At 73.3% G+C, this 22,045-nt stretch carries 12 protein-coding genes and 1 pseudogene; 11 read left to right on the top strand and 2 right to left on the bottom strand.

The window, feature by feature from the left end; all coding sequences use genetic code 11:
- Window positions 1-22: 22 nt before the first annotated feature.
- From ACFC0Z_RS04280 to ACFC0Z_RS04250, 7 genes are all read left to right on the top strand, one after another.
- Window positions 23-967: a hypothetical protein gene (locus ACFC0Z_RS04280; RefSeq protein WP_376432565.1), complete on the top strand. Its 945-nt coding sequence runs from the start codon at window positions 23-25 to the stop codon at window positions 965-967.
- Between the two features lie 213 nt (window positions 968-1,180).
- On the top strand, window positions 1,181-2,389 hold the full coding sequence (locus ACFC0Z_RS04275) for a helix-turn-helix domain-containing protein (RefSeq protein ID WP_376432562.1): 1,209 nt from the start codon (window positions 1,181-1,183) through the stop codon (window positions 2,387-2,389).
- Window positions 2,390-2,977: 588 nt separating this feature from the next.
- Entirely contained in the window at window positions 2,978-4,093 is a 1,116-nt protein-coding gene (locus ACFC0Z_RS04270) for an LLM class flavin-dependent oxidoreductase (protein ID WP_376432560.1), read from the top strand.
- The gene (locus tag ACFC0Z_RS04265; protein ID WP_376432558.1) at window positions 4,090-4,989 is read left to right on the top strand and encodes an ABC transporter permease; all 900 of its coding nucleotides are present in this window, start codon (window positions 4,090-4,092) and stop codon (window positions 4,987-4,989) included. Before ACFC0Z_RS04270 ends, ACFC0Z_RS04265 begins: the two co-directional genes overlap by 4 nt.
- An 80-nt stretch (window positions 4,990-5,069) precedes the next feature.
- Window positions 5,070-6,113: a glycine betaine ABC transporter substrate-binding protein gene (locus tag ACFC0Z_RS04260; RefSeq protein ID WP_376432556.1), complete on the top strand. Its 1,044-nt coding sequence runs from the start codon at window positions 5,070-5,072 to the stop codon at window positions 6,111-6,113.
- Window positions 6,100-6,912 carry an ABC transporter ATP-binding protein gene (locus ACFC0Z_RS04255; protein WP_376432554.1) on the top strand — a complete coding sequence of 271 codons (813 nt, stop codon included), beginning with the start codon at window positions 6,100-6,102 and terminating at the stop codon, window positions 6,910-6,912. The genes ACFC0Z_RS04260 and ACFC0Z_RS04255 overlap by 14 nt, the downstream gene beginning before the upstream one ends.
- A 333-nt stretch (window positions 6,913-7,245) precedes the next feature.
- A complete protein-coding gene (locus ACFC0Z_RS04250; RefSeq protein ID WP_376432552.1) occupies window positions 7,246-8,691 on the top strand; it encodes a hypothetical protein in 1,446 nt (481 codons plus the stop codon).
- 22 nt (window positions 8,692-8,713) lie between these two features.
- Here the strand turns inward: ACFC0Z_RS04250 and ACFC0Z_RS04245 are convergent.
- Together ACFC0Z_RS04245 and ACFC0Z_RS04240 are read right to left on the bottom strand one after the other, a co-directional pair.
- Window positions 8,714-8,962: pseudogene (locus tag ACFC0Z_RS04245) on the bottom strand (DUF2267 domain-containing protein); the annotation flags it as partial.
- A 4-nt stretch (window positions 8,963-8,966) separates the two neighbouring features.
- Entirely contained in the window at window positions 8,967-9,092 is a 126-nt protein-coding gene (locus tag ACFC0Z_RS04240; RefSeq protein WP_376432550.1) for a hypothetical protein, read from the bottom strand.
- 33 nt (window positions 9,093-9,125) lie between these two features.
- Between ACFC0Z_RS04240 and ACFC0Z_RS04235 the strand changes: the two genes are divergently transcribed.
- From ACFC0Z_RS04235 to ACFC0Z_RS04220, 4 genes are all read left to right on the top strand, one after another.
- Window positions 9,126-9,653 carry an HSP18 transcriptional regulator gene (locus tag ACFC0Z_RS04235; RefSeq protein WP_376432548.1) on the top strand — a complete coding sequence of 176 codons (528 nt, stop codon included), beginning with the start codon at window positions 9,126-9,128 and terminating at the stop codon, window positions 9,651-9,653.
- Between the two features lie 331 nt (window positions 9,654-9,984).
- Entirely contained in the window at window positions 9,985-10,890 is a 906-nt protein-coding gene (locus ACFC0Z_RS04230; RefSeq protein ID WP_376432546.1) for a sterol desaturase family protein, read from the top strand.
- A 145-nt stretch (window positions 10,891-11,035) separates the two neighbouring features.
- On the top strand, window positions 11,036-20,362 hold the full coding sequence (locus ACFC0Z_RS04225) for an amino acid adenylation domain-containing protein (protein WP_376432544.1): 9,327 nt from the start codon (window positions 11,036-11,038) through the stop codon (window positions 20,360-20,362).
- Window positions 20,349-22,034, top strand: a complete 1,686-nt coding sequence (locus ACFC0Z_RS04220; RefSeq protein ID WP_376432542.1) for a phytoene desaturase family protein — start codon at window positions 20,349-20,351, stop codon at window positions 22,032-22,034. The genes ACFC0Z_RS04225 and ACFC0Z_RS04220 overlap by 14 nt, the downstream gene beginning before the upstream one ends.
- The last annotated feature ends 11 nt before the right edge of the window (window positions 22,035-22,045 follow it).

Here is a 22,045-nt window from a genome sequence, read left to right as displayed (position 1 = left end):
CCCCTCAACGGAAGGCATCGTCATGCCCCTCGTCTCCTCCCGTACGCGCCTCGCCACCCTCTCCGCCCTGACGGCGCTGGGCGCCTTCGCCTCCATGGGGTCGGCGACGGCCGCCGACCCGCAGCTGAACGGCAGTTGGAGCCCGTCCACCCGCTGCCCCGTCGACGCCGGGGCCATGCTCGCCTCGGACGGTCTCGACACCTCGCCCCAGTGCGTCGTCTCCTCCTCCACGAGCGGCTCGATCAAGCTGGGCAACACCACCGTGATCACCGGCAGCACCAACCTCCAGATCGGCGTCGTCCAGAACGCGGACGGCACCAGCACCGTCGCCGCCCCGGCCGGCGGCGCGCTCATCGCCGCCCCTGCCACCGTCCCCGGCGGCCTCCTGGGTCTGATGTGTCCCAGTGACGTCCCGTTCATCAGCGACATCTGCCGACAGCTGACCGACGCCAAGCTCAACAAGATCACCGCCACCATGGAATCGGTCGGCACCCCCTCCGACTTCGACCAGATCGCGGGCGTCCTCACCGACAAGCCGATCGTGTCCATCCCGGTCCGGATCCGCCTGGAGAACCCGTTCCTGGGCGGCAACTGCTACATCGGGACCAAGGCGAACCCGATCATCCTGCGGCCGAGCAACCTCACCTCGCCCGACTTCGGCGTCGAGCGCTTCAACGGCGACGGCTCCCCGAACGAGGAGGGCGACATGAGCCGCCTCAACCTCCTCGGCTCCACCCAGAGCGACAAGACCTTCGCCGTCCCCGGCGCCAGCGGCTGCGGCCTCGGCTGGTTCGGTCTGATCGACGCCGCCGTCAACCTCAAGACGGGGCTGCCCTCCGCCGCCGGCAAGAACAGCCTCACCCTCAACAACACCCAGACCCACCTCACGGGCCTCTTCGCCCCCGGTCTCGCCGCCCCCGACGCCGGCAAGGCGCTCTCCCGGAACTGGCACTCGGCCGTCCGGTAACAGCCCAGCCACTCAGGGTCGATTCCCGGCCTACTAGGTAAGCGCGTACCCCTCAGGCACGCCAACTCTTGCGCAACGTGTGTACAGCACACAGCAGGTGACCTAGCTTCAGCAGATCACGTTGGTACGCACCTGACGACCAAGGCGGCGCCCACCACGCCAGGCGGGGTTCCGCTCCCCCACCGGTCGCGTAGGAGAGCAGGGGATCGGTTCATGCCCGCAATCACCCAGTCGCCGGACATCGGTGAACCGCTCGAACCGCTCCCCAGGGAGTTCGCCGCCCTGATGAGGCCGGAGATACCCGGCCTCATCAAGGAGATCGGCATGGAGGTCCAGCGGACCTACCCCGTGTACGCCCATCTCTTCAACGGGCCGCACTCGGACGCGATCCGCCAGGGCGTGGAGCAGGCGCTCGCCGCCTTCGTGGAGCGGGTCGCCGACCCCGGGACGAACTCGGCCCTCAGGGACGAACTGCTCCGCAAGTTCGGCCGCGTGGAGGCCTACGAGGGGCGCGACCTCGACACGCTGCTGGGCGCCTACCGCCTGGGCGCGCGCGTCGCGCTGCGCCGGGCCAAGATCATCGGGCGCACGTACAACCTCTCCCCCACGCTGATCCTCGCCTTCGCGGACGCCCTCTTCGCCTACGTCGACGAGCTGGAGGCCCTGTCCCGCGAGGGCTACGTCATGGTCCAGAGCCGGGCGGTGTCCGATGTGGCCGCGCTGCGAAGACAGTTACTCCACCTGGTCGTCGCCGGCCCTCCACTGCCCAGGACGGCCATCGCCGAGCTGTGCCGGGACGCCTCCTGGCAGCTCCCCGCCGAGTGCACGCTGGTCGCCCTGCGCCCGCCGCTCGCCGAACTCGTCCAGGCGGGGCTCGACCGGGACGTCCTCGCCGACCTCAGCCTTCCCCAGCCGTACCTGCTCATCCCCGGGCCGCTGACCGCCGACCGCCTCGCGATGCTCGGCTCCGCCCTGGCCGGCACCTCCGCCGTCGTCGGCCTGACCGTGCCGCCCGCCCAGGCCGCCCACTCCATCCGGTGGGCCCGGCGCGTCCTCCAGCTCATCGACGACGGCGTGGTCGCCGACGCTCCCCTCGTACACTGCGAGGACCACCTGACAACGTTGTGGCTGCTGTCCGACCCGGCCCTGGTGGCCCAGCTCGCCCGGCGCGAACTCGCGCCGCTCGACGAGCTCTCCGGCACCCGGCGCGACCGGCTGATCGAGACCCTGCGCGTCCACATCTCCACCCGGGCCCCCGCCGAGCAGGTCGGCGAACTCCTCGGCGTACACGCCCAGACGGTCCGCTACCGGCTGCGGAACCTGGACAGCCACCTCGGCGACCGCCTCCTCGACCCCGACCACCGCTTCGCCCTCGAAGCGGCTCTGCGCGCACTCCACCTCGGCGGGCGGCGGACGGACTGAACAGGTCCGGGTGCGCGCTTCCGCGTCCCGGCCCCGGTCGTCTGCTCGGTCTGCCACGGCTACCGCGGCCTGCTCAACACCCATGTTTCCGACGGCACTTACCTCACCTCCGGCCACAGGATGACGGGTTTCGCCCGGACCGAGGAGGTCCTCGCCCGCGTCGACAAGCTGGTCCCCCACAACGCCGAGGAGACGCCGAAGCGGCGCGGCGCGCTCTCAAGGAGCGAGGCTGAGCCAGGACGTCACGGGTCTCGGTATGCGGAACTGAATGGTCCAGCACTCGGACGTCTCTTGCACGCCCCGGAGCCGCCCCGACAGGATGCGGCCATGGCCCCCGCACTCGTATCACGTCGTCACGTAGACCTTCTGCGTGTATCGACGATGCTGTGTCGGGCCGATTCCCTTCGTGCGTACGGCTGTTGATCCGCGGGTCCGCTGAGGACCCCGCGCTCCGCCGCTCCTGATCCCGCACGGAACAACCGCGCGCACCCGCCGCGCGCCCTTCCGCCTTCCCTCCTGCTCGCGTACACGTGTCGCCTCCCCTCGGTGCCGGCGCGTCCCGTGCTGTTGCTTCGACGAGGTCCCGTCATGCCGGAAAACCCCCTCCTGCTCCACTGGTTCCTGCCCACCGGCGGGGACGGCCGCGATCCCGGTGGTGTCACCGCCGTCCAGGGCCGTACCGGATCCGCCACCCGGCGGGCCGCGGACATCCCGTACCTGACGCAGGTGGCCCGCGCCGCCGAGCAGGCCGGGTTCCACTCGCTGCTCACGCCCGTGGGGCTCGGGTGCGTGGATCCCTGGATCCTCACCGCAGCGCTCGCGCAGCACACCACCCGGATCGGGTTCCTCGTGGCGTTCCGCGCCGGATTCGCCAGCCCGACGCTGCTCGCCCAACAAGCGGACGCCTTCCGCCGGTTCGCGGGAGGAAGGCTCGCCCTCAACGTGGTGACCGGCGGAGACCCCGCCGAGCAGCGGGCGTACGGCGACTGGCTGCAGCACGACGCGCGGTACGCCCGGACCGAGGAGGTGATGACGGTCCTGCGCACCCTGCTGGACGGCGGGACGGCCGACCACTACGGGGAACACGTGCGGGTCTCGGGGGCCCGGATCACCGATCCGGACCTGCGCCACCCCGTGCCGCTGTACTTCGGCGGGGCCTCCCCCGCCGCCGAAGGGGTCGCCGCGCGGCAGGCCGACGTGCAACTGCTGTGGGGGGAGCCGCCCGCCGCTGTCGCCGCACGCGTCACCCGGCTGCGGGAGCGGGCCCGGGCGGCGAGCCGCACCGTGCGATTCGGCCTGCGGCTGCACGTCATCAGCCGGGACACCGCCGCCGAGGCCTGGTCCGAGGCGGACCGGATCCTCGCCGGGTTCGACCCGGAGGCCGTACGGGCGAGCCAGGAGCGGTTCGCCGGCATGGACTCCACCGGCCAGGCCCGGATGACCGCGCTGCACGGCGGGATCGTGGACGCCGCCCGGCTCACGGTGGCGCCGAACCTGTGGGCGGGCATCGGCCTGGTCCGCGAGGGCGCCGGAACCGCGCTGGTCGGCTCGCACGACGAGGTGGCCGCACGGCTCGCCGAGTACCGCGCGCTGGGCATCGACGAGTTCGTCCTCTCCGGCTACCCGCACCTCGAAGAGGCGTACCGGGTCGGTGAAGAAGTGGCACCGCGGCTGCGCGCCCTGACCGGGACGGAGGCCCCGTGAGCGCTCCCACGACGACGGCTGCGGCAACCGGCCCGGACCGGGTCCCGCAACCCGCCCCCGAACCGGCCGGCACCGGGGCCGGGACCGATTCCCCCCGACGGGTCCGCCTGCGCGAAGCCTTCCGGTGGGGCGGGCTGCGGCTCGTCGCCCTCGCCGTTCTCCTCGCCGCCTGGCAGGCGGTGGTCTCCGCCGAGGTGTGGCCGCGGGTCCTCGTCCCCTCACCCGGTGACGTGTGGCGGCAGTTCGTCCTCGCCTCCACGGAGCACGACGGAGTGCGCGGCTACGGCGGCCATCTGCTGATCGAGCATCTGGGCGTCAGCCTGGGCCGGATCGGCACCGGCTCCGCGTACGCCGTGCTGGTCGGAGTGCCGCTGGGGCTGCTGATCGGTACGGTGCGGCCGCTCGCCGTCGTGCTGGAGCCCGCGGTGACGTTCCTGAGGACGCTGCCGCCGCTGGCGTACCTCTCGCTGCTCGTCATCTGGTTCGGCATCGACGAGGCCCCGAAGATCTGGCTGCTGGTCATCGCGGCCCTGCCACCGATCGCCGCGGCCACCGCGGCGGCCGTACGCACGGTGCCCGGCCAACTCGTCGAGGCCGCACGGGCGCTGGGAACGGGGCCGACGGCGCTGCTGCTGTCCGTACGGCTGCCGTCCGCGCTGCCCGAGATCCTCACCGGTGTCCGCATCGCCGTCGGTGTCGCCTACACCTCCGTGGTCGCGGCGGAGACCATCAACGGTGTGCCCGGTATCGGCGGCATGATCCGCGACGCGCAGCGCTACAACCAGACCGCGCTGGTGATCGCGGGCATCCTCGCCATCGGCCTGTCCGGGATCGTGCTGGACGCGTTGCTGCGGCTCGTCGAGCGGATCGCCGTGCCGTGGCGCGGCCGCGGCTGATTCCCGCCCGCTTCGTCTCGCTCCCCTCTTCTCCCGCTCCCTCCTTCCCTCGTCGTCCGACCTCAGACCGGAGATCGTCCATGCCTCCACGCCTGTCCCGCCGCACCCTCCTGCTCACCGCGGCCGTCGCCCTGACGGCCTCCGTCACCACCGCCTGCGCGGGTGACGGCGACACGGCCGGCGCTTCCTCGGGGCGGACCACCGTACGGATCGCCTACCAGGCGATACCCAACGCCGACCTGGTGGTGAAGAACCAGCGGCTGCTGGAGAAGGCCCTTCCCGACGTCGACGTGAAGTGGGTGAAGTTCGAGTCCGGTGGCGACGTCAACACGGCCGTCATCGCCGGGGCGGTCGACCTGGGCCTGGCCGGGTCCAGCCCCGTCACCAAAGGGCTCTCCGCGCCGCTGAACATCCCGTACAAGGTGGTGTGGATCCATGACCTGATCGGGGACAACGAGGCGCTCGTCGCCAAGCCCGGGATCGGCTCGGTGAAGGACCTGGTGGGCAAGAAGGTCGCTGCTCCCTTCGGGTCGACGGCCCACTATTCGCTGCTCGCCGCGCTGACGGCGGCGGGGGTCGAGCCGTCGTCCGTCCAGACCATCGACCTCCAGCCGCAGGACTCGCTCGCCGCCTGGAAGCGCGGGGACATCGACGCCGCCTACGTGTGGACGCCGACGCTGAGCGAACTGGCCAAGGACGGCAAGGTGCTCGTCACCAGCCGTGAACTGGCCAAGCAGGGCAAGCCGACGGCCGACCTGGGCGTGGTGACGAACGCGTTCGCGGCCAAGCACCCGGAAGTGGTCACGGCCTGGATCAAGGCGCAGGACACGGCGGTCGCGCAGGCGCGTACCGCACCCGACCGGGCCGCGAAGTCCATCGGGGCGGAGCTCGGGCTGCCGACGGAGGAGGCGAAGCGGCAGCTGTCCGAACTGGTGCTGCTCAGCGCGAAGGAGCAGACCGGACCCGAGTACCTGGGCACGCCGGGCGCCCCCGGCAAGCTCGCGGCGAATCTGCACGACGCCGCCGTGTTCCTGAAGGGGCAGAAGGCGGTCGACTCCGTGCCGGACGAGGCGGTCTTCGGGCGGGCGCTCGCGGTGGAGGAGCTCGGCCGTGCCGCGCACTGACCAGCCCGACGCGCGGATCTCGGTCGTCGAGCTGACCGGCGTGTCGGTCCGCTACGGCTCGGCGAAGGCGCCGGTGACGGCGCTCGACGGGGTGGACGTACGCATCGACGCCGGCGAGTTCGTCGTCCTGGTCGGGCCCTCGGGCTGCGGCAAGACCAGCCTGCTGCGCGTCGTGGCGGGCTTCGAGAGGCCCGCCGACGGCCATGCCCGGGTCCGGGGCGCGCTGCCCCGGCCGGGCACGGGGGCGGGGGTGGTGTTCCAGCAGCCCCGCCTCTTCCCCTGGCGCACGGTAGGCGGGAACCTCGCCTTCGCGCTGGCCCGGCTGGGCGTGCCACGCTCCGACCGGCCCGGCCGGGTCGCCGAGCTGCTGGAGCGGGTGGGACTGCCCGGGATGGCGGGTCGGCGGACGTGGGAGCTCTCGGGCGGCCAGCAGCAGCGGGTGGCGCTGGCCAGGGCACTGGCCGCGGAGCCCGAACTCCTGCTGATGGACGAGCCGTTCGCCGCCCTCGACGCCCTGACCCGTGAGCGGCTCCAGGAGGAGGTACGGACCTTGGCCGGGCGGCTCGGCACGACGGTGCTGTTCGTGACCCACTCGGCTGAGGAGGCGGTGCTGCTGGGATCCCGGGTGCTGGTCATGGCCGCGGGCCCCGGCCGGGTGGTGGCGGAGCTGCCCGTGGACCTGCCGAGGGGGCCCGGCACGGACGTGTCCGCGCTGCGTGCCTCGGCCGAGTTCGCCCGGCTGCGCGGCCGTCTCGCCGAGATCATGCGCGGCGGATCCGTTCCCGGCCGGGACGGCTGATCGCGGCGACACCGGCGGCGACGCCGGCAGGGGTCTGCGCGCCCCCGCCGCGGGTTGCCCACATGCCGCGGGAACGTGAACTACGTGAACAAGCTGTTGCAGGCCACCGCGGAAGGATCCCCACCGCGGGGGACAGCGGATAGCGTTCCGGTCAGCGCCGTTCCGGGGCCAACCGCCGCACACGGAAGCACGGGCTGGGCCGCACCATCGGTAGCCGCCCGGTCGGCCGTTCCCCTGCTCTCGCCGGACGTCTCCGGGTGCCACGGCGCCCGGTGCGGCCGGCGGCTCCTCGCTCCACACCCCCTTTAGCCCCTCCAGTCACGAGGATCCCTGATGCCGTTCTCCCTGCCCACGGGCGGGCGCCTCGCCGTGCTCGCCCTCTCCCTCACCATGGCGCTCGGCGGCTCCCCCGCCTCCGCCGAACCGGCTTCACCGTTCGGCCCGCAGGCACCGCAGAACCCGGCCACCGCGGCCAACGGCGCCGCGACCATGCACGGCGACAGTGCGTCGAGCGGTACCACGCCCCACCCGGGGCCCGGAACCTCCGCCATCGACTACTCCCGGACGGCGCTGGCCTCGGCCTGCCCGACCGTGGTCGTGGGCGGCGACGGCTACGTGATCGCGCTCTGCACCACGATCTTCGGCCAGAACCCGACCGCGCACCTGCTCGACCCCGCCGACGGCGCCGACCTCGCCTCCCTGACCCTGCCCAAGGGCAGTCTCTTCGGCGGCGTGTACGCCTATCTCGACAACGGCGACCGGCTGGTCGTGGTCGACGGGAACAACAACCTCGTGCGCATCGGCCACCGCCGCGCCGGCTCCGGATGGACCCTCCAGGTCGAGGAGTCCACTCCGCTCGGCAACGCCGTCCCCGCCGGGGACAACATCGTCGGCCTGACCCCCGACTGGGAGGGCAGGGTCTGGTTCGCCACCAGCGGCGGTGTGATCGGGACCGTGGACACCGGCACCAAGACCGTGCGCAGCATCAGCACCGGCGAGGGCGTCCAGAACAGCATCTCCACCGTCCCCGGACGGACCGCAGTCGCCACCGACCACGCGCTCTACCTTCTCTCGGCCGGCCCGGACGGTACCCCCGTGGTGAACTGGCGAGCGCCGTACGACCGGGGCCCGGCCCGCAAGCCCGGCCAGCTCAGCTGGGGCACCGGCACCACCCCGAGCTTCTTCGGACCGGGCAACGGCACCGAGTACGTCACCATCGTCGACAACGCCGACCCGCACGGGAACCTGCTCGTCTACCGGGTGGCCGGCGGACCGGACCCGATCTGCCGGATCCCCGTGCTCACCCAGTACGCCCGCAGCGGCACCGAGGACGCCGTCATCGCCTCCGGCCGCAGCGTCTTCGTCACCAACACCTACGGCTACCCCTACCCGGCCCTGCCCGAGGGCGCTCCGGCGAGCCGGCCGTCCTCCGCGAACTTCGACGGCGGTCTCAGCCGGATCGACGTCAACGCCGAGGGAACGGGCTGCTCGGTGGTGTGGAACAGCCCGGTGAAGTCCGCCGCGCTGCCCCGGCTCTCCCTGGCGGACGGAAAGATCTACACCGTCTCCGTGACCGGGCCGACGGGCAGCGCAGGGCTGAACACCTTCGCCCAGTACCACCACTCCGTCGTCGACCCGGCCACCGGCGCCCAGCTCACCAGCTCCTACCTGGGCATCGGGCTCGTCTACAACCCGCTCCAGATGCGGGGGACGGCCGCCCCGGACGGCACCCTCTACCAGGGCACCGAGACCGGAGTGGTCCGCATCTCCAGGCGCTGAGCCCGGACACCGGCCGACGGCAGGCCAGGCGTGCCACGACGGAGAGGACCGCTCCGGTGTCCCGGCGGGCCACGGCGGGAGGGGCGGGGTCGGGGATCTGGGCGGTGAGTTCGAGGACGGCTTCGACGGGCGGGCGCTGGGCGAGGTCGACGCGTTCTTCTCCGACGAGCTGTCGGCCGAGGGCGGCCAGAACGGTCCGGACGGCTTCCTCGGCACGTTCGCGGGTGGGGTGGGCCCCTTCGTAGCGCAGAGGAGCCCGGCGTCCGGGCAGGCGGTCAGGTGCGCTGGGGGCGGCCGAAGAGAAGGTCGAAGCCTGGCGGCAGCTGAAGGAGGATCTCGCCCAGGAGGGCGTCGCCCGTCACCTTCCGGCTGTCGCCGCGGCACTGGAGACCGTCAACCAACCCGTCCAGGACACCCAGCGTCCCGCGACGGGGATGCCGACGAGCCGGCCGCAGGCCGATCCGCACCCGGCTCTGACCGCGCTCGTGCTGCTGCGGGAGGTACGCGAGCAACTCGCCGGCCGGGAGAGCGGCCTGATCGAAACCGCCCGCGGGCAAGGAGCGAGCTGGTCCGACCTCGCAGGCCCGCTCGGCGTCGCCAGCCGGCAGGCCGCCGAACGTCACTGCCTCCGCTTGCGGCCGGGCGCGGCCGGGACCACGGGCGAGCAGCGCGTGCAGGCCACGCGCGGCATGCGTGCCGCCGACCGCACCGTGACCGCCTGGGCCCGTGACAACGCGGCCGAGCTGCGCCGCCTCGCCGACCGGATCACCGCCCTCACCGGACTGCCCGCCGGCGCCCGGAGTGCCGTCGAGGACCTGAACGAGGACCTCGGCGACGACGCCGCCCGCCTCGTCCGCCCCCTGACCGACACCCGCCCGCGCCTCAGGCCCCAGGACGCCGCGCTCGCCGAGGACATCGACGACGGCGTCCGCGCTCACCCTGAGCCCCGCGCGGCAGGATGACCGGATCAGCGGATGGCGTGACGGCACGGGGCGATGGTTTCGGGCATATCCGCCGGGCCCTGGACTCGCGGCAACTGCTCTCCGGGCAGGTGGCGACCGGCATGGCCGGCGTCGCCCGCGCGAGTGCGGAATCGTTGCTTCCGCGCATCGGCGCCCCGCACCCTCCGACCCGCCCCGCGAACCCCGAAGGACGAAAAAACACTTCTTCTTACGAGTACCCCTCGCGCGCCCCCTTTCCGAGCTGTCCAAAAAGCGTCGTCCACGCATTCATCGCCTCTCACGTCCGCTGCTACTGTGCGAACTCCTCATTCGGACGATGGAGATTCTTCGCATGGAAGATCGACCCGATACGGAGTCGCTGCCGGCGAATTCGTGGACCATCGGCGCGTCCGCCCGCGAGTGCCTCCGCTATGCCGCGTACCCGATTCTGCTCCTGTCCGCAGTCTGGCTCTTCACCTCGGTCCTGCGCTTCGGCTGGGACCGCGGCCTGACCGTCCAGTTCTTCCTGATCGGCACCATCGTCTATCTCGCGGTACTGGAGCGGCTGATCCCGCACCGGACCGACTGGCACCCGAGCGGCCGGGAACTGTGCTGGTACGCGGTGTATTTCGGGTTCACCATGGCCGGCGCCGTGCTCGGGAAGTCGGTCGTCGCGGCCGTTCTGGACGCGACCCCCGTCACGGGACCGGGGCTCCCTCTCGGGGCCGAGGTGCCCCTCGCCCTGCTGGCCTCCTCGCTGGCCGGCTACCTCGCCCACCGCTGGGCGCATTCCCATCGGTGGCTGTGGAAAGTACACGGAATCCATCACGTCCCGGGAAAGGTGAACGTCGCCAACAACGGCGTCAACCACCTCCTGGATGTCGCCTTCAAGCAAGGCGCCGTCCAATTGACACTGGGATTTCTCGGATTCTCCGCCGACTGCCTTTTCGCGGTGGCGCTCTTCACCCTTGTGCAAGGCTATTTCGTGCACGCGAACGTGGACGTCCGGCTCGGTCCGCTCCACCACGTCCTGGCCACCCCCGAGCAGCACCGGCTGCACCACAGCGCCGACCTGGCCGAGGCCGGTCACTTCGGCGTGGACCTCTCGGTCTGGGACCGCCTCTTCGGCAGCTTCACCTGGCGACCGGACCGCCGCCCGGCGGTCGTCGGCGTCAAGGACCCCGCCTCCTTCCCGGAGACCGGCTCGATCCTCGCCGGCCTGCTCCACCCCGTGCGCCGTCCGCCCCGCACCGCCTAGTCCCCCCGTACCACGTAGTCCCCCGTACCGCGCGCACCCGCCCGGTACCGCGTACCTCCCGCCCCGTACCGCGCCGTACCGGCGTCGTGCCCCCCACACGCCCCGCCCGGCCCGTACCGCGGCGTCGTCCCTACCGGATTGGACCATGACGGACTCACCCAGCTCCGCCCACCACGACCAGGTCGCCATCATCGGCATCGGCTGCCGGCTCCCCGGACACGCGGGTGACCACCGGTCCTTCTGGCGCAATCTGATCGAAGGCCGGGACTGTCTCGTCCCCACCCCGGCGGACCGGTACGACACCACGACCCTCGGCAGCCGCGACCGGGCCAAGCCGGGCAGGCTGACCGGCGGGCGGGGCGGCTACATCGACGGCTTCGACGAGTTCGACCCCCACTTCTTCGGGATCAGTCCGCGCGAGGCCGAGCACATGGACCCGCAGCAGCGCAAGCTCCTGGAGGTGTCCTGGGAGGCGCTGGAGGACGGCGGGCAGCGGCCCGCCGACCTGGCCGGGCGGGACGTCGGCGTCTTCATCGGCGCCTTCACCCTGGACTACAAGATCCTGCAGTTCGCCGACCTCGGCTTCGAGACGCTGGCCGCGCACACCGCGACCGGCACGATGATGACGATGGTCTCGAACCGCATCTCGCACTGCCTCGACTTCCGCGGCCCCAGCGTCTCGATCGACACGGCGTGCAGCTCCTCCCTGGTCGCGGTCCACCTGGCCTGCCATAGCCTGCGGCGCGGCGAGAGCGAACTCGCCCTGGCCGGAGGCACCCTGCTGCACCTCGCGCCGCAGTACACCATCGCCGAGACCAAGGGCGGCTTCCTCTCCCCGGACGGACGCTCCCGCGCCTTCGACGCCTCCGCCGACGGGTACGTACGGGCCGAGGGCGTCGGCGTCGTGGCGCTCAAGCGCCTCTCGGACGCGCTGCGCGACGGCGATCCGGTGCACGCCGTGGTGATCGGCAGCGGGGTGAACCAGGACGGGCGGACCAACGGCATCACCGTGCCCAGCGCCGACGCCCAGGCCACGCTCATCGAGCGGGTCTGCGCCGAGGCGGGAGTGTCACCGGGCAGCCTCCAGTACGTCGAGGCGCACGGCACCTCCACCCCCGTCGGCGACCCGATCGAAGCGCGGGCGCTGGGGCGGGTGCTGGCGCAGGGCCGGGCGCCCGGCGCGCGGTGCTACGTCGGCTCGGTCAAGACCAACATCGGGCACACGGAGGCCGCCGCCGGCGTCGCGGGCCTGATCAAGACGGCGCTGGCCCTCCGGCACCGCCGCATCCCACCCCACCTGAACCTCGAACACCCCAACCCCGCCATCGACTTCGCCGCGCTGCCCTTCGAGATCCCGACCGCGCCGGTCGACTGGCCGGAGCACGAGGGACCCGCGCGGGCGGGCGTCAACTCCTTCGGCTTCGGCGGCACCAACGCCCACGTCCTGCTGGAGGAGGCGCCGCCCCGCCCGCCGGAGGAGCCGCACGCGACGGCCCGGACGCCCGCCCGCTCGGTCCTCCCGCTGAGCGCCCGGCACGCGTCGGGCCCGGCCGAACTGGCCGCGGGCGTCCGCCGCGAACTCGCCGCCGGGGTGTCCCTCGCGGACGTCGGGCACACCCTGGCCCACCGCCGCCAGCACTTCGAGGAGCGCCTCGCCGTCGTCCACTCCCCGCTCGACCCGCCCGGCTCCCTCGACGAGGTGCTGGCCGCCTGCGAGCACGGGGAGCAGCACCCCCGGGCCGTGCGGAACCGTCTCCGGGAGGCCGGGGCGCGGCGGCTGGTGTGGGTGTTCACCGGCATGGGGCCGCAGTGGTGGGGCATGGGGCGCGAGCTCCTCGACTCCGAGCCCGTGTTCCGGGAGGCGGTCGAGCGCTGCGACGCGGAGGTCCGGCGCCAGGCGGGCTGGTCGCTGCTCGACGAGCTGACCCGGCCCGAGGCGGAGTCCCGGATGGCCGAGACCTGGCTGGCCCAGCCCGCCAACTTCGCCGTCCAGGCGGGGCTCGCGGCGCTGTGGAAGCACCACGGGGTACGGCCGGACGCCGTCGTCGGGCACAGCACCGGCGAGATCGCCGCCTTCCACCTGGCCGGGGTGTACGGCCTGGAGGACGCCGTCCGGATCGCGCTGGCGCGCAGCGCCCTCCAGCACCGGCTCGCGGGAACCGGCGCGATGCTGGCGGCGAACCTGTCCGAGGAAGAGGCCGAGCAGCTGGTCCGCCCGTACCGGGACCGGGTGTCGGTCGCCGCCGTGAACAGCCCGGCGTCGGTCACGCTGTCCGGGGACCGGGACACCCTCGGGGAGCTCGCCGGGCGGCTGGAGCGGGAGCAGGTCTTCGCCCGGTTCCTCGACGTCGAAGTGCCCTATCACAGCGTGCGGATGGACCCGATCGAGGCCGAGCTGCACGAGGCGCTGGCCGGGATCGCGCCGCGCGCCGCCGGTCTCCCGCTGTACCTCACCGCCCGCGAAGGACGTGCGCTGGGGCCGGAGCTGGACGCCGCGTACTGGTGGGAGAACGTCCGGCGGCCCGTCCGGTTCCGTGCCGCGGTCGACCGGCTCGTCGACGACGGGTACACGCTGTTCCTGGAGATCGGACCGCACCCGGTGCTCGGCCACTCGATCCGGGAGTGCCTGGAGGGCCGGGCCGTCGAGGGGGTGACGCTGCCGTCGATCCGGCGACGGGAGGACGAGCCCGAGCGGTTCGCCCGTTCCCTCGCGGAGCTGTACACGCTGGGTGTCGACGTGGACTGGTCGGTGCTCCAGCCCGCGGGGCGGCCGGTGCCGCTGCCGGGCTACCCGTGGCAGCGGGAGCGGTACTGGGTGGAGCCCGCGCCCGTGGAGCAGATCAGGCTCGGCCGGCTGGACCACCCGCTGCTCGGCCGGCGGACCTCCGCGCTGCAGCCGACCTGGGAGAGCCGCCTGGACACCGAGCGGCTGGCGTACCTGGCCGACCACCGGATCGAGGACAGCACGGTCTTCCCGGCCGCCGGGTACCTGGAGATGGCCGCGCAGGCGGTCCGGGCGCTGACCGGCGGCGACACGGCGACCCTGGCCGACGTCGAGTTCTCGCGGGCCCTGTTCCTGTCCGACGGCGAGGCGACGACCGTCCAGCTGGCCTTCGCGCCGGAGGAGTCCGGGTTCACCATCGCCTCCCTCGCCGGTTCCGGGACCGGGGCTCCGGACCGTACGGTCCACGCGAGCGGGGTCGTCCGCACCGGGCAGCCGCGCCGGCTCGCGGAACCGCTGGACACGGGCGCGGTTCGGGCGCGAGCGGGGCGCCGGCTCGACCGGGAGGCGTGCTACGGCGAGCTGGCGGCGCTCGGCTACCACTACGGCCCGGCGTTCCGGGCGATCGACGAGGTGTGGACGGCGCCCGGCGAGGCACTGTCGCTGATCCGGCCCACCACGGGCATGGGCGACGGGGCCGCGGACTGCCATGTGCACCCCGTGCTCCTGGACGCCTGCTTCCAGACCGTGCTCACCGCGACGGCGCCGGACGACGGCCGGTCCGCCGGGATCCGGCTGCCCGTCGGCATCGCGGAGCTGCGGCTGGACGCGGTCGGTGACCGGGCCCTGTGGGCGCACGCGACGGTGACCGCGGAGAGCGCCGGGGAACTGGTCGCCGACCTCGCCCTGTACGCCGAGGACGGGACGCCGCTCGGCCGGATCAGCGGCTTCCGCGCGGCGGCGGTGGACCGGGGGGCCTCCTCGGTGAAGCTCGGCACCATCGACGGCTGGCTGGCCGAGGTGGTCTGGGAGGAGGCGCCCGCCGAGGCGCCGGTGGACGGCGGGACCGCCGTGGGGACGGGGGACGGCCCCGGCGGCTCCCCCGCGCCCGACCTCGTGGTCTTCGCCGACGAGGGCGGGCTCGGCGCGCGGCTGGCCGAGGCGGTCGTGGCGCGCGGCGGGCGGTGCCGGCTGGTCCGCCCGGGGCGCCGTTACCGGCGCGGGGCCCGGCACGTGACCGTACGGCCGGATTCGGCGGCCGATCTGCGCAGGCTGTTCGACGAACTCGGGCCGGGGTTCGGAGCCGTGGTGCATCTGTGGAACCTCGACCTGCCGCCGCTGGACACGGTCGGCGCGGCGGACCTCGACGGGATCGGCACGCTCGGCGGCTACTCGCTCGTCCCGCTCGCCCAAGTGCTGCCCGAGGCGTGCCCGGAGGGGCGCCTGCACATCGTCACCCGGGGCGCCCAGGCGGTGGTGCCGGGCGAGCCGGTGGAACCGTTCGGCGCGCCCGCCTGGGGCATCGGCCGGGTGCTGTGGCAGCAGGAGCTCACCGGTCACAGCGGCAAGCTGATCGATCTCGACCCGGCCGGGGGTCCCGGCGAGGCCGAGGCGCTGCTGCGCGCGCTCACCGCGGAGGACGGCGAGGGCGAGATCGCGCTGCGGTCCGGGCGGCGGCACCTCAGCCGGCTGCGTCCGCCCGTGGGACTGACCCGCCCCCTGCCGCTACGGCTGCGCGCGGACGGCGCCTATCTGGTCACGGGCGCGTTCGGGGCACTGGGGCGGCTGCTCTGCCGCACCCTGGTACGGCGCGGGGCCCGGCGCCTGGTCCTGCTCGGCCGCACCGGCGTGCCGGAGCGCGGCGCGTGGCGGGGGCTCGATCCGGGCAGCCCCGAGGGGCGGCGGGTCGCGTTCCTGCGCGAGCTCGAAGCGCTCGGCGCGGAGGTACGGGTCGCCGCGGTCGACGTGACCGACACGGCGGCCATGGAGGGCTGGCTGGCCGAGCGTCGGGCCGCCGGTCTGCCGCCGGTGCGGGGCGTGTTCCATCTCGCGGGGCAGGTACGGGACGTCCTGCTGCCGTCGCTGGACCGCGAGGCCTTCGACGCGGGCTACGCGCCGAAGGTGCGCGGCGGGTACCTGCTGCACCGGCTGCTGCGCGAGGAGCCGGTCGAGCACTTCGTGCTGTTCGCGTCGGTCGCGTCGCTGCTGACCACGGCCGGTCAGGTCAACTACGCGGCCGGGAACGCGTTCCTTGACGCGCTCGCCCATCACCGCCGGGCACGGGGTCTGCCGGCGCTCAGCCTGGACTGGGGGCCGTGGGCCACCGGCATGATCGAGGAGCTGGGGCTGGTCGCCCACTACCGGGACGCGCGGGGGATGAGCTCGCTGGCGCCGGAGGCGGGCATGGCGGTCCTGGAGCGGGTGATCGGGCAGGACCGGGCCCAGTTGCTGGTGGCCACGGTGGTGGACTGGCCGGTGTTCCTGTCCTGGTACCCCACCCCGCCGCCGCTGGTGTCGGCGCTGGCCGCAGCGGCGGCCCGGGAGGTCCCGGCGGGGCGGGGCGGCAGTCCGCTCGACGCGTTCCGCGCCGCCGACGAGCCGGCGCGCAGGGCGCTGGTGACCGAGCGGTTCGCGGCCCTCGCGGCGGGTGTGCTGCGGGTCCGGCCGGAGCTGGTCGACGCGGACGCCCGGCTCGGCTCGCTCGGTCTGGACTCGCTGCTCGCGATGGAGCTGCGGGCCCGGGTCCACGCCGAGCTGGGCGTCTCGCTGCCGGTGGTGGCACTGCTCAGCAACGGGCCGGTGAGCGAGCTGACCGAGCGGCTGCACGCGGGGCTGACCGAGCTCGCGGCGGCCGGTGGTCCGGTGGCGGAGACGGCGGTGGAGCCGTTCACCGACGAGGCGTGCTACCCGCTCACCCACAACCAGCAGGCCCTGTGGTTCCTCCGGCAGCTCAACCCGGACGGCTTCGCGTACAACATCGGCGGCGCGGTGGAGGTGCGTGCGGAGCTCGACCCGGACCTGTTGTTCGAGGCCTTCCGGACGCTGATCGCCCGGCATCCGAGCCTGCGCGTCAACATCACGGCCGAGGACGGCCGTCCGGTCCAGCGGGTGCGGCCCGAGGCCGTCGCCGACACCGGTCTTCTCGATGTGTCCGGGCTGCCCTGGGACGAGGTCCGCTCCCGACTGGTGGCGGAGTACCGCAGGCCGTACGACCTGGCGCGGGACCCCCTGGTGCGGCTGCGGCTGTTCCGGCTGGCCCCGGACCGCTGGCTGCTGATGAAGGCCGTCCACCACATCGTCTCGGACGCGATCTCCACCTTCACCTTCATCGAGGAGCTGTTCGAGGTCTACCACGGGCTGCGCACCGGCCGGCCGGCGGAGCTGGCGCCGGTCCCGGCCCGCTACCTGGACTTCCTCAACCGGCAGAACCGCTTCCTGGCCGGGCCCGAGGCGCGGCGGATGCTGGAGTACTGGCGGGGGCACCTGCCGCGGGAGGTCCCGGCGCTCGAACTGCCCACCGACCGGCCGCGCCCGCCGGTGCAGACCGACAACGGCGCCTCCGAGTTCTTCCAGCTCGACCACGAGCTCAGCGCCCGGGTGCACGCGCTGGCCCGGGAGCACAACGTCACCGTGTACACGGTGCTGCTCACCGCGTACTACCTGCTGCTGCACCGCTGGTCGGGGCAGGACGAGATCGTGGTCGGCAGCCCCGTCACCGGGCGCACCGAAGAGGAGTTCGCCTCCGTCTACGGCTACTTCGTCAATCCGCTGCCGCTGCACGTGAGCCTGGCCGCGGAGCCGTCGGTGGCCGAACTACTGGGCCGGGTGCGGGACACGGTCCTCGGGGGCCTCGACAACCAGGAGTACCCGTTCGTGCTGCTCGTGGAGCAGCTGGGCCTCCAGCACGACCCGAGCCGCTCGGCGGTCTTCCAGGCGATGTTCATCCTGCTCACCCACAACGTGACCGTGGAGCGATTCGGCTACGCGCTGGATTACGTCGAACTCCCCGAGGAGGAGGGGCAGTTCGACGTCACGCTCTCCGCGTACGAGGACCGTTCCGACGGGCGCTTCCACTGCGTGCTGAAGTACAACACCGACCTGTTCGACGCGGCGACGGTGCGCCGGATGGCCGCGCACTACCGGACCCTCCTCGACGGCCTGACCCGCGCGGAGGGCGGGCGTCCGGCGGGACGGCTGCCGATGCTGGAGGCCGGCGAACGGGAGCGGATCGTCACCGGGTTCGGCGGCGTCGGCCGGCGGATCGACCACGACGTGCCGGTGCACGAGCTGATCGGGAAGATCGCCGCGCAGTTCCCCGAGGCGGTCGCGGTCTCCGTACCGGGCGGGCGGCGACTCGGCTACCGGGAGCTGGACCAGCGCTCGCGGCGCGTGGCGGCCTCGCTGCGTGAACGCGGCGTCGGCGTCGGGACGGTCGTGGCGGTGCGTCTCGCGAAGTCGCCGGAGCTGGTGATCGCGCTGCTCGCGGTGTTGCGGGCCGGGGGCGCGTACCTGCCGCTGGACCCCGACCACCCGGCGGAACGGCTGGCCGAGCGGATGGAGAACGCCGGGGCCGCGCTGGTCCTGACCGACGGGCGGCCGGGCGAGGCGGCCCGGCTGCCGGGACGGACGGTCACCCTCGACGAGCTGGACCTCCCGAGGGCCGAGGAGCTGCCGGAGCCTGCCGTGGGCCTCGACCAGACGGCCTACGTGATCCACACCTCGGGTTCCACCGGCCGCCCCAAGGCGGTGCGGGTCAGCCACCGCAACCTTGCCTCGGTGTTCGTCGCCTGGCAGCAGGAGTACCGGCTGGACACCGACGTACGGGTGCACCTGCAGATGGCGGGCGTCTCGTTCGACGTGTTCACCGGGGACCTGGTCCGGGCGCTGTGCTCGGGCGGGACCCTGGTCCTCGTCGACCGGGACCTCCTCTTCGACACCGCGCGGCTCTACCGGACCATGCGCGCGGAGGGCGTGGACTGCGGCGAGTTCGTGCCGTCGGTGGCGCGCGGGCTGCTGGCGCACTGCGAGCGGGAGGGGCTGGGCCTGGAGTTCATGCGCCTGGTGATCATCGGTTCGGACGCCTGGCGGGTGGGCGAGCACCGGAGGCTCCTCGCGCTGTGCGGGCCGGACACCCGGGTGGTCAACTCGTACGGGCTGACCGAGGCCACCATCGACAGCGCCTACTACGAGGGGGAGGCCGAGGGGCTGGAGCCGGGCCGGATGGTGCCGATCGGCCGGCCCTTGCCCAACAGCGAGCTGTACGTCCTCGACCGGCACGGCGAACCGGTGCCGCCGGGGGTGGCCGGTGAGCTGTGGATCGGCGGCGCGGGCGTCGCCGACCACCACCCGAACGAGCCGGAGCGGACGCCCGAACGGTTCGTGGCCCTCGAACCGGGCGGCGAACCCGTACGGCTGTACCGGACGGGGGACCTCGGGCACTGGGACGCGGAAGGGGTGCTGCACCTCCTCGGGCGGGCCGACGGGCAGGTGAAGGTGCGCGGCCACCGGGTGGAGACCGGGGAGGTCGAGGCGCGGCTGGCCGCCCGGCCCGAGCTGGCGCAGGTGTGCGTGACGGTACGGCGGGACGAGACGGGCGAGAACGTGCTGTGCGCCTACTGCGTGCCCGCGCCGGGCGCGGTGGCCGACGCCCGGGAGCTGCGCCGCCACCTCGCGGAGCAGTTGCCGACGTATCTGATCCCGGCGTACTTCACGGAGTTGTCGGCGCTGCCGCTGACCGCGAACGGCAAGGTCGATCCGGGCGCGCTGCCGGAGCCGCGCGCGGAGGCGGGGCCGGAGCGGCACGAGCCGCCGGTGACGCTGTACGAGACGCGGATGGCGACGCACTGGCGGTCGCTGCTCGGGCTGGAGCGGCCGGGGCTGCGGGACGACTTCTTCGAGGCGGGCGGAAGTTCGATCAAGCTGATCGAACTGATCCACCACCTGCGGACCGAGTTCAACGCGTCCGTGCCGGTCGGGCGGCTGTTCCAGACCAGCACCCTGCACGGCATGGCCCGCACCCTGGAGGACGTCGTCACCGGGCGCCTGCCCGGCGCCGAGCCGTACCTGTGGTTCAACCCGGCCGCGGACCCGGCGGCGACGGTGTTCTGCCTGCCGCCGGCGGGCGGGCACGGGCTGGTGTACCGGCAGCTCGCGGCGCGGCTGCCCGAGCACCGCTTCGCGGCGTTCAACTACCTGTCGGGTCCGGACAAGGCGGCCCGTTACGCGGATCTGGCCGAGGAGCTGCACCCGGGCGGGCCGTACACGCTGTTCGGCTACTCCCTCGGCGGCAACCTCGCGTTCGAGATCGCCGGGGAGCTGGAGCGGCGGGGCAGGGTGGTGGAGCTCGTGCTGGTCATGGACTCGTACCGGATCGCCGAGGCCGTCGCCCTCGGCGAGGAGCACCTCACCGAGTTCGAGGCGGAGCTCGCGGAGCACCTGCGGCGGCACACAGGTTCCGAGATCGTCGCCCGGGAGACCGTGGAGCAGGCCCGCGAGTACCTGGCGCACTGCGGTGCCCACCCGTCGCTCGGTCTGCTCGGCGCGCCGATCGCGGTGATCTCCGACCAGGACAAGCTGCTCCGCTTCGCCGCGGACGAACCCGGCGGCTGGCACGGCGTCACCGCCGCCGGGTGCACCGTGCTCAAGGGGCACGGGCGGCACGCCGAGATGCTCGACGGCTCGTTCCTCGACGGGAACGCGGAGCTGGTCCGGGCGCTGCTGGCGGGAGGTACCGCGGATGGGCGTGCGTGACGGCGGGCCCCGCTGGGAGGCCCGGCCTCCCGGCGGGCGGCCACGGGTGATCGTCATCGGCGCGGGCATGTCGGGTCTGGCCGCCGGCTGCTACGCGCAGATGAGCGGGCTGGAGAGCCGGATCTTCGAGAAGCACGTGCTGCCGGGGGGCTGCTGCACCGCCTGGGCCCGGCAGGGCTACCTCTTCGACTACTGCATCGACTGGCTGATCGGCACGGCACCCGGGACCGGGGCGCACGAGGTGTGGCGCGAGCTCGGGGCGCTGGACGGGAAGCGGATCACCCTGTTCGACCAGTTCAACCGGGTGGTGACCGAGGACGGCCGGTCCGTCACCTTCTACAACGACCCGGACCGGCTCCAGGAGCACCTGCTGGGGCTCTCGCCCGGTGACGCGCGCCTGATCCGGGCGTTCTGCCGGGACCTCAGGCGCTTCGCGGAGCGCGGCCCGCACTGGGAGCTGAAGCCGCCGCCGCTGAAGTCCCCGGCGGAGAAGGCGCGGACGCTGCTCGCGATCCTGCCGGCGTTCCGGCTGTACTGGCGCACGGCCGCCACGCCGATGCGCCGGTTCGCGGACCGCTTCGAGGACCCGCTGCTGCGCCGGGCGTTCCCGAACGTGTTCCTCCAGGAGCTGACCGGCTTCCCGCTGCTCCCCTTCCTCTTCACGATGTCCTGCGCCTCCAACGGCAACGCGGGCTTCCCGGAGGGCGGTTCGCTGGGCCTGGCCCGGTCGGTGGAGGAGCGGTACACGGGGCTCGGCGGGCACATCGGCTACCGCGCCCGGGTGGAGCGGATCCTCGTCGAGGACGGGCGGGCGGTCGGCGTACGCCTGCGGGACGGGCAGGAGCACTTCGCCGACCACGTGATCGCCGCCTGTGACGGGCCGACGGTGCTGGACCGGCTGCTGGAGGGGCGGTGGAGCAGCCCGCGCACCGAGCTGCTGTACAAGGAGCTGCTGGACCGGCCGGACAACCTGTACCCGGCGGTGGTCTCCGCGTTCGTCGGGATCGACGGCCCGCTGCCCGCCGGTGAGCCGCACAGCACCACGTACCTCCTCGGGCCGGAGCGGGGCGCGGCGCTGCCGGGAAGCCTCCAGCACAGTCTGGTGGTGCAGCGGCGGTCCGACTACGCCGAGGGCTTCGCGCCGGCCGGGAAGTCGGTGCTGCACTGCACGTACTTCACCGACCACCGGTCCTGGCAGGAGCTGCGGAAGGCGGACCGGCGGGCGTACCGGGAGCGCAAGCAGAAGGTCGTCGACTTCCTGCGGGGCTTCCTGGCCGAGCGTCATCCGGGCATCGAGGAGCGGATCGAGCTGGTGGACGTGGCGACACCGGCGACGACGGAGCGGTACACCGGCAACACCTACGGCAGCATCCTGGCCTGGAAGGCGTTCTCCGAGGCCGACGACGTGTCGACAGCGCTGGTGAACCGGGACCGGATGCGGCTGCCGGGGCTCAGCGGCTTCTCGATGGCCGGTCAGTGGACCGGGATGGGCGGCCTGATCCGGGCCGCGACCAGCGGCCGGTACGCGGTCCAGTTCCTGTGCGACGAGCTGGGCCGGGAGTTCCGTGCCTGGCCCAGCGAGGGTGCCGGGCCGTGGCATCCCGGGAAGCTGGGCCGGCTGCCACGACTCGAACCGCGGGGCGACACCTGGAAGGCGGCGGTGGCCGAATGACCAGAAGGACC

The sequence above is a fragment of the Streptomyces sp. NPDC056144 genome (genome assembly GCF_042264145.1).
Taxonomy (GTDB): Bacteria; Actinomycetota; Actinomycetes; order Streptomycetales; family Streptomycetaceae; genus Streptomyces.
Note: the sequence above shows the minus strand (reverse complement) of the source record. Positions and strands in the feature narration are given on the sequence as shown.

Excerpts from the sequence above, each read along its gene's own strand:
- ACFC0Z_RS04280 (WP_376432565.1), top strand. The coding sequence starts at position 23 with ATGCCCCTCGTCTCCTCCCGTACGCGCCTCGCCACCCTCTCCGCCCTG.
- ACFC0Z_RS04275 (WP_376432562.1), top strand. The coding sequence starts at position 1,181 with ATGCCCGCAATCACCCAGTCGCCGGACATCGGTGAACCGCTCGAACCG.
- ACFC0Z_RS04270 (WP_376432560.1), top strand. The coding sequence starts at position 2,978 with ATGCCGGAAAACCCCCTCCTGCTCCACTGGTTCCTGCCCACCGGCGGG.
- ACFC0Z_RS04260 (WP_376432556.1), top strand. The coding sequence starts at position 5,070 with ATGCCTCCACGCCTGTCCCGCCGCACCCTCCTGCTCACCGCGGCCGTC.
- ACFC0Z_RS04250 (WP_376432552.1), top strand. The coding sequence starts at position 7,246 with ATGCCGTTCTCCCTGCCCACGGGCGGGCGCCTCGCCGTGCTCGCCCTC.
- ACFC0Z_RS04235 (WP_376432548.1), top strand. The coding sequence starts at position 9,126 with ATGCCGACGAGCCGGCCGCAGGCCGATCCGCACCCGGCTCTGACCGCG.
- ACFC0Z_RS04230 (WP_376432546.1), top strand. The coding sequence starts at position 9,985 with ATGGAAGATCGACCCGATACGGAGTCGCTGCCGGCGAATTCGTGGACC.
- ACFC0Z_RS04225 (WP_376432544.1), top strand. The coding sequence starts at position 11,036 with ATGACGGACTCACCCAGCTCCGCCCACCACGACCAGGTCGCCATCATC.
- ACFC0Z_RS04220 (WP_376432542.1), top strand. The coding sequence starts at position 20,349 with ATGGGCGTGCGTGACGGCGGGCCCCGCTGGGAGGCCCGGCCTCCCGGC.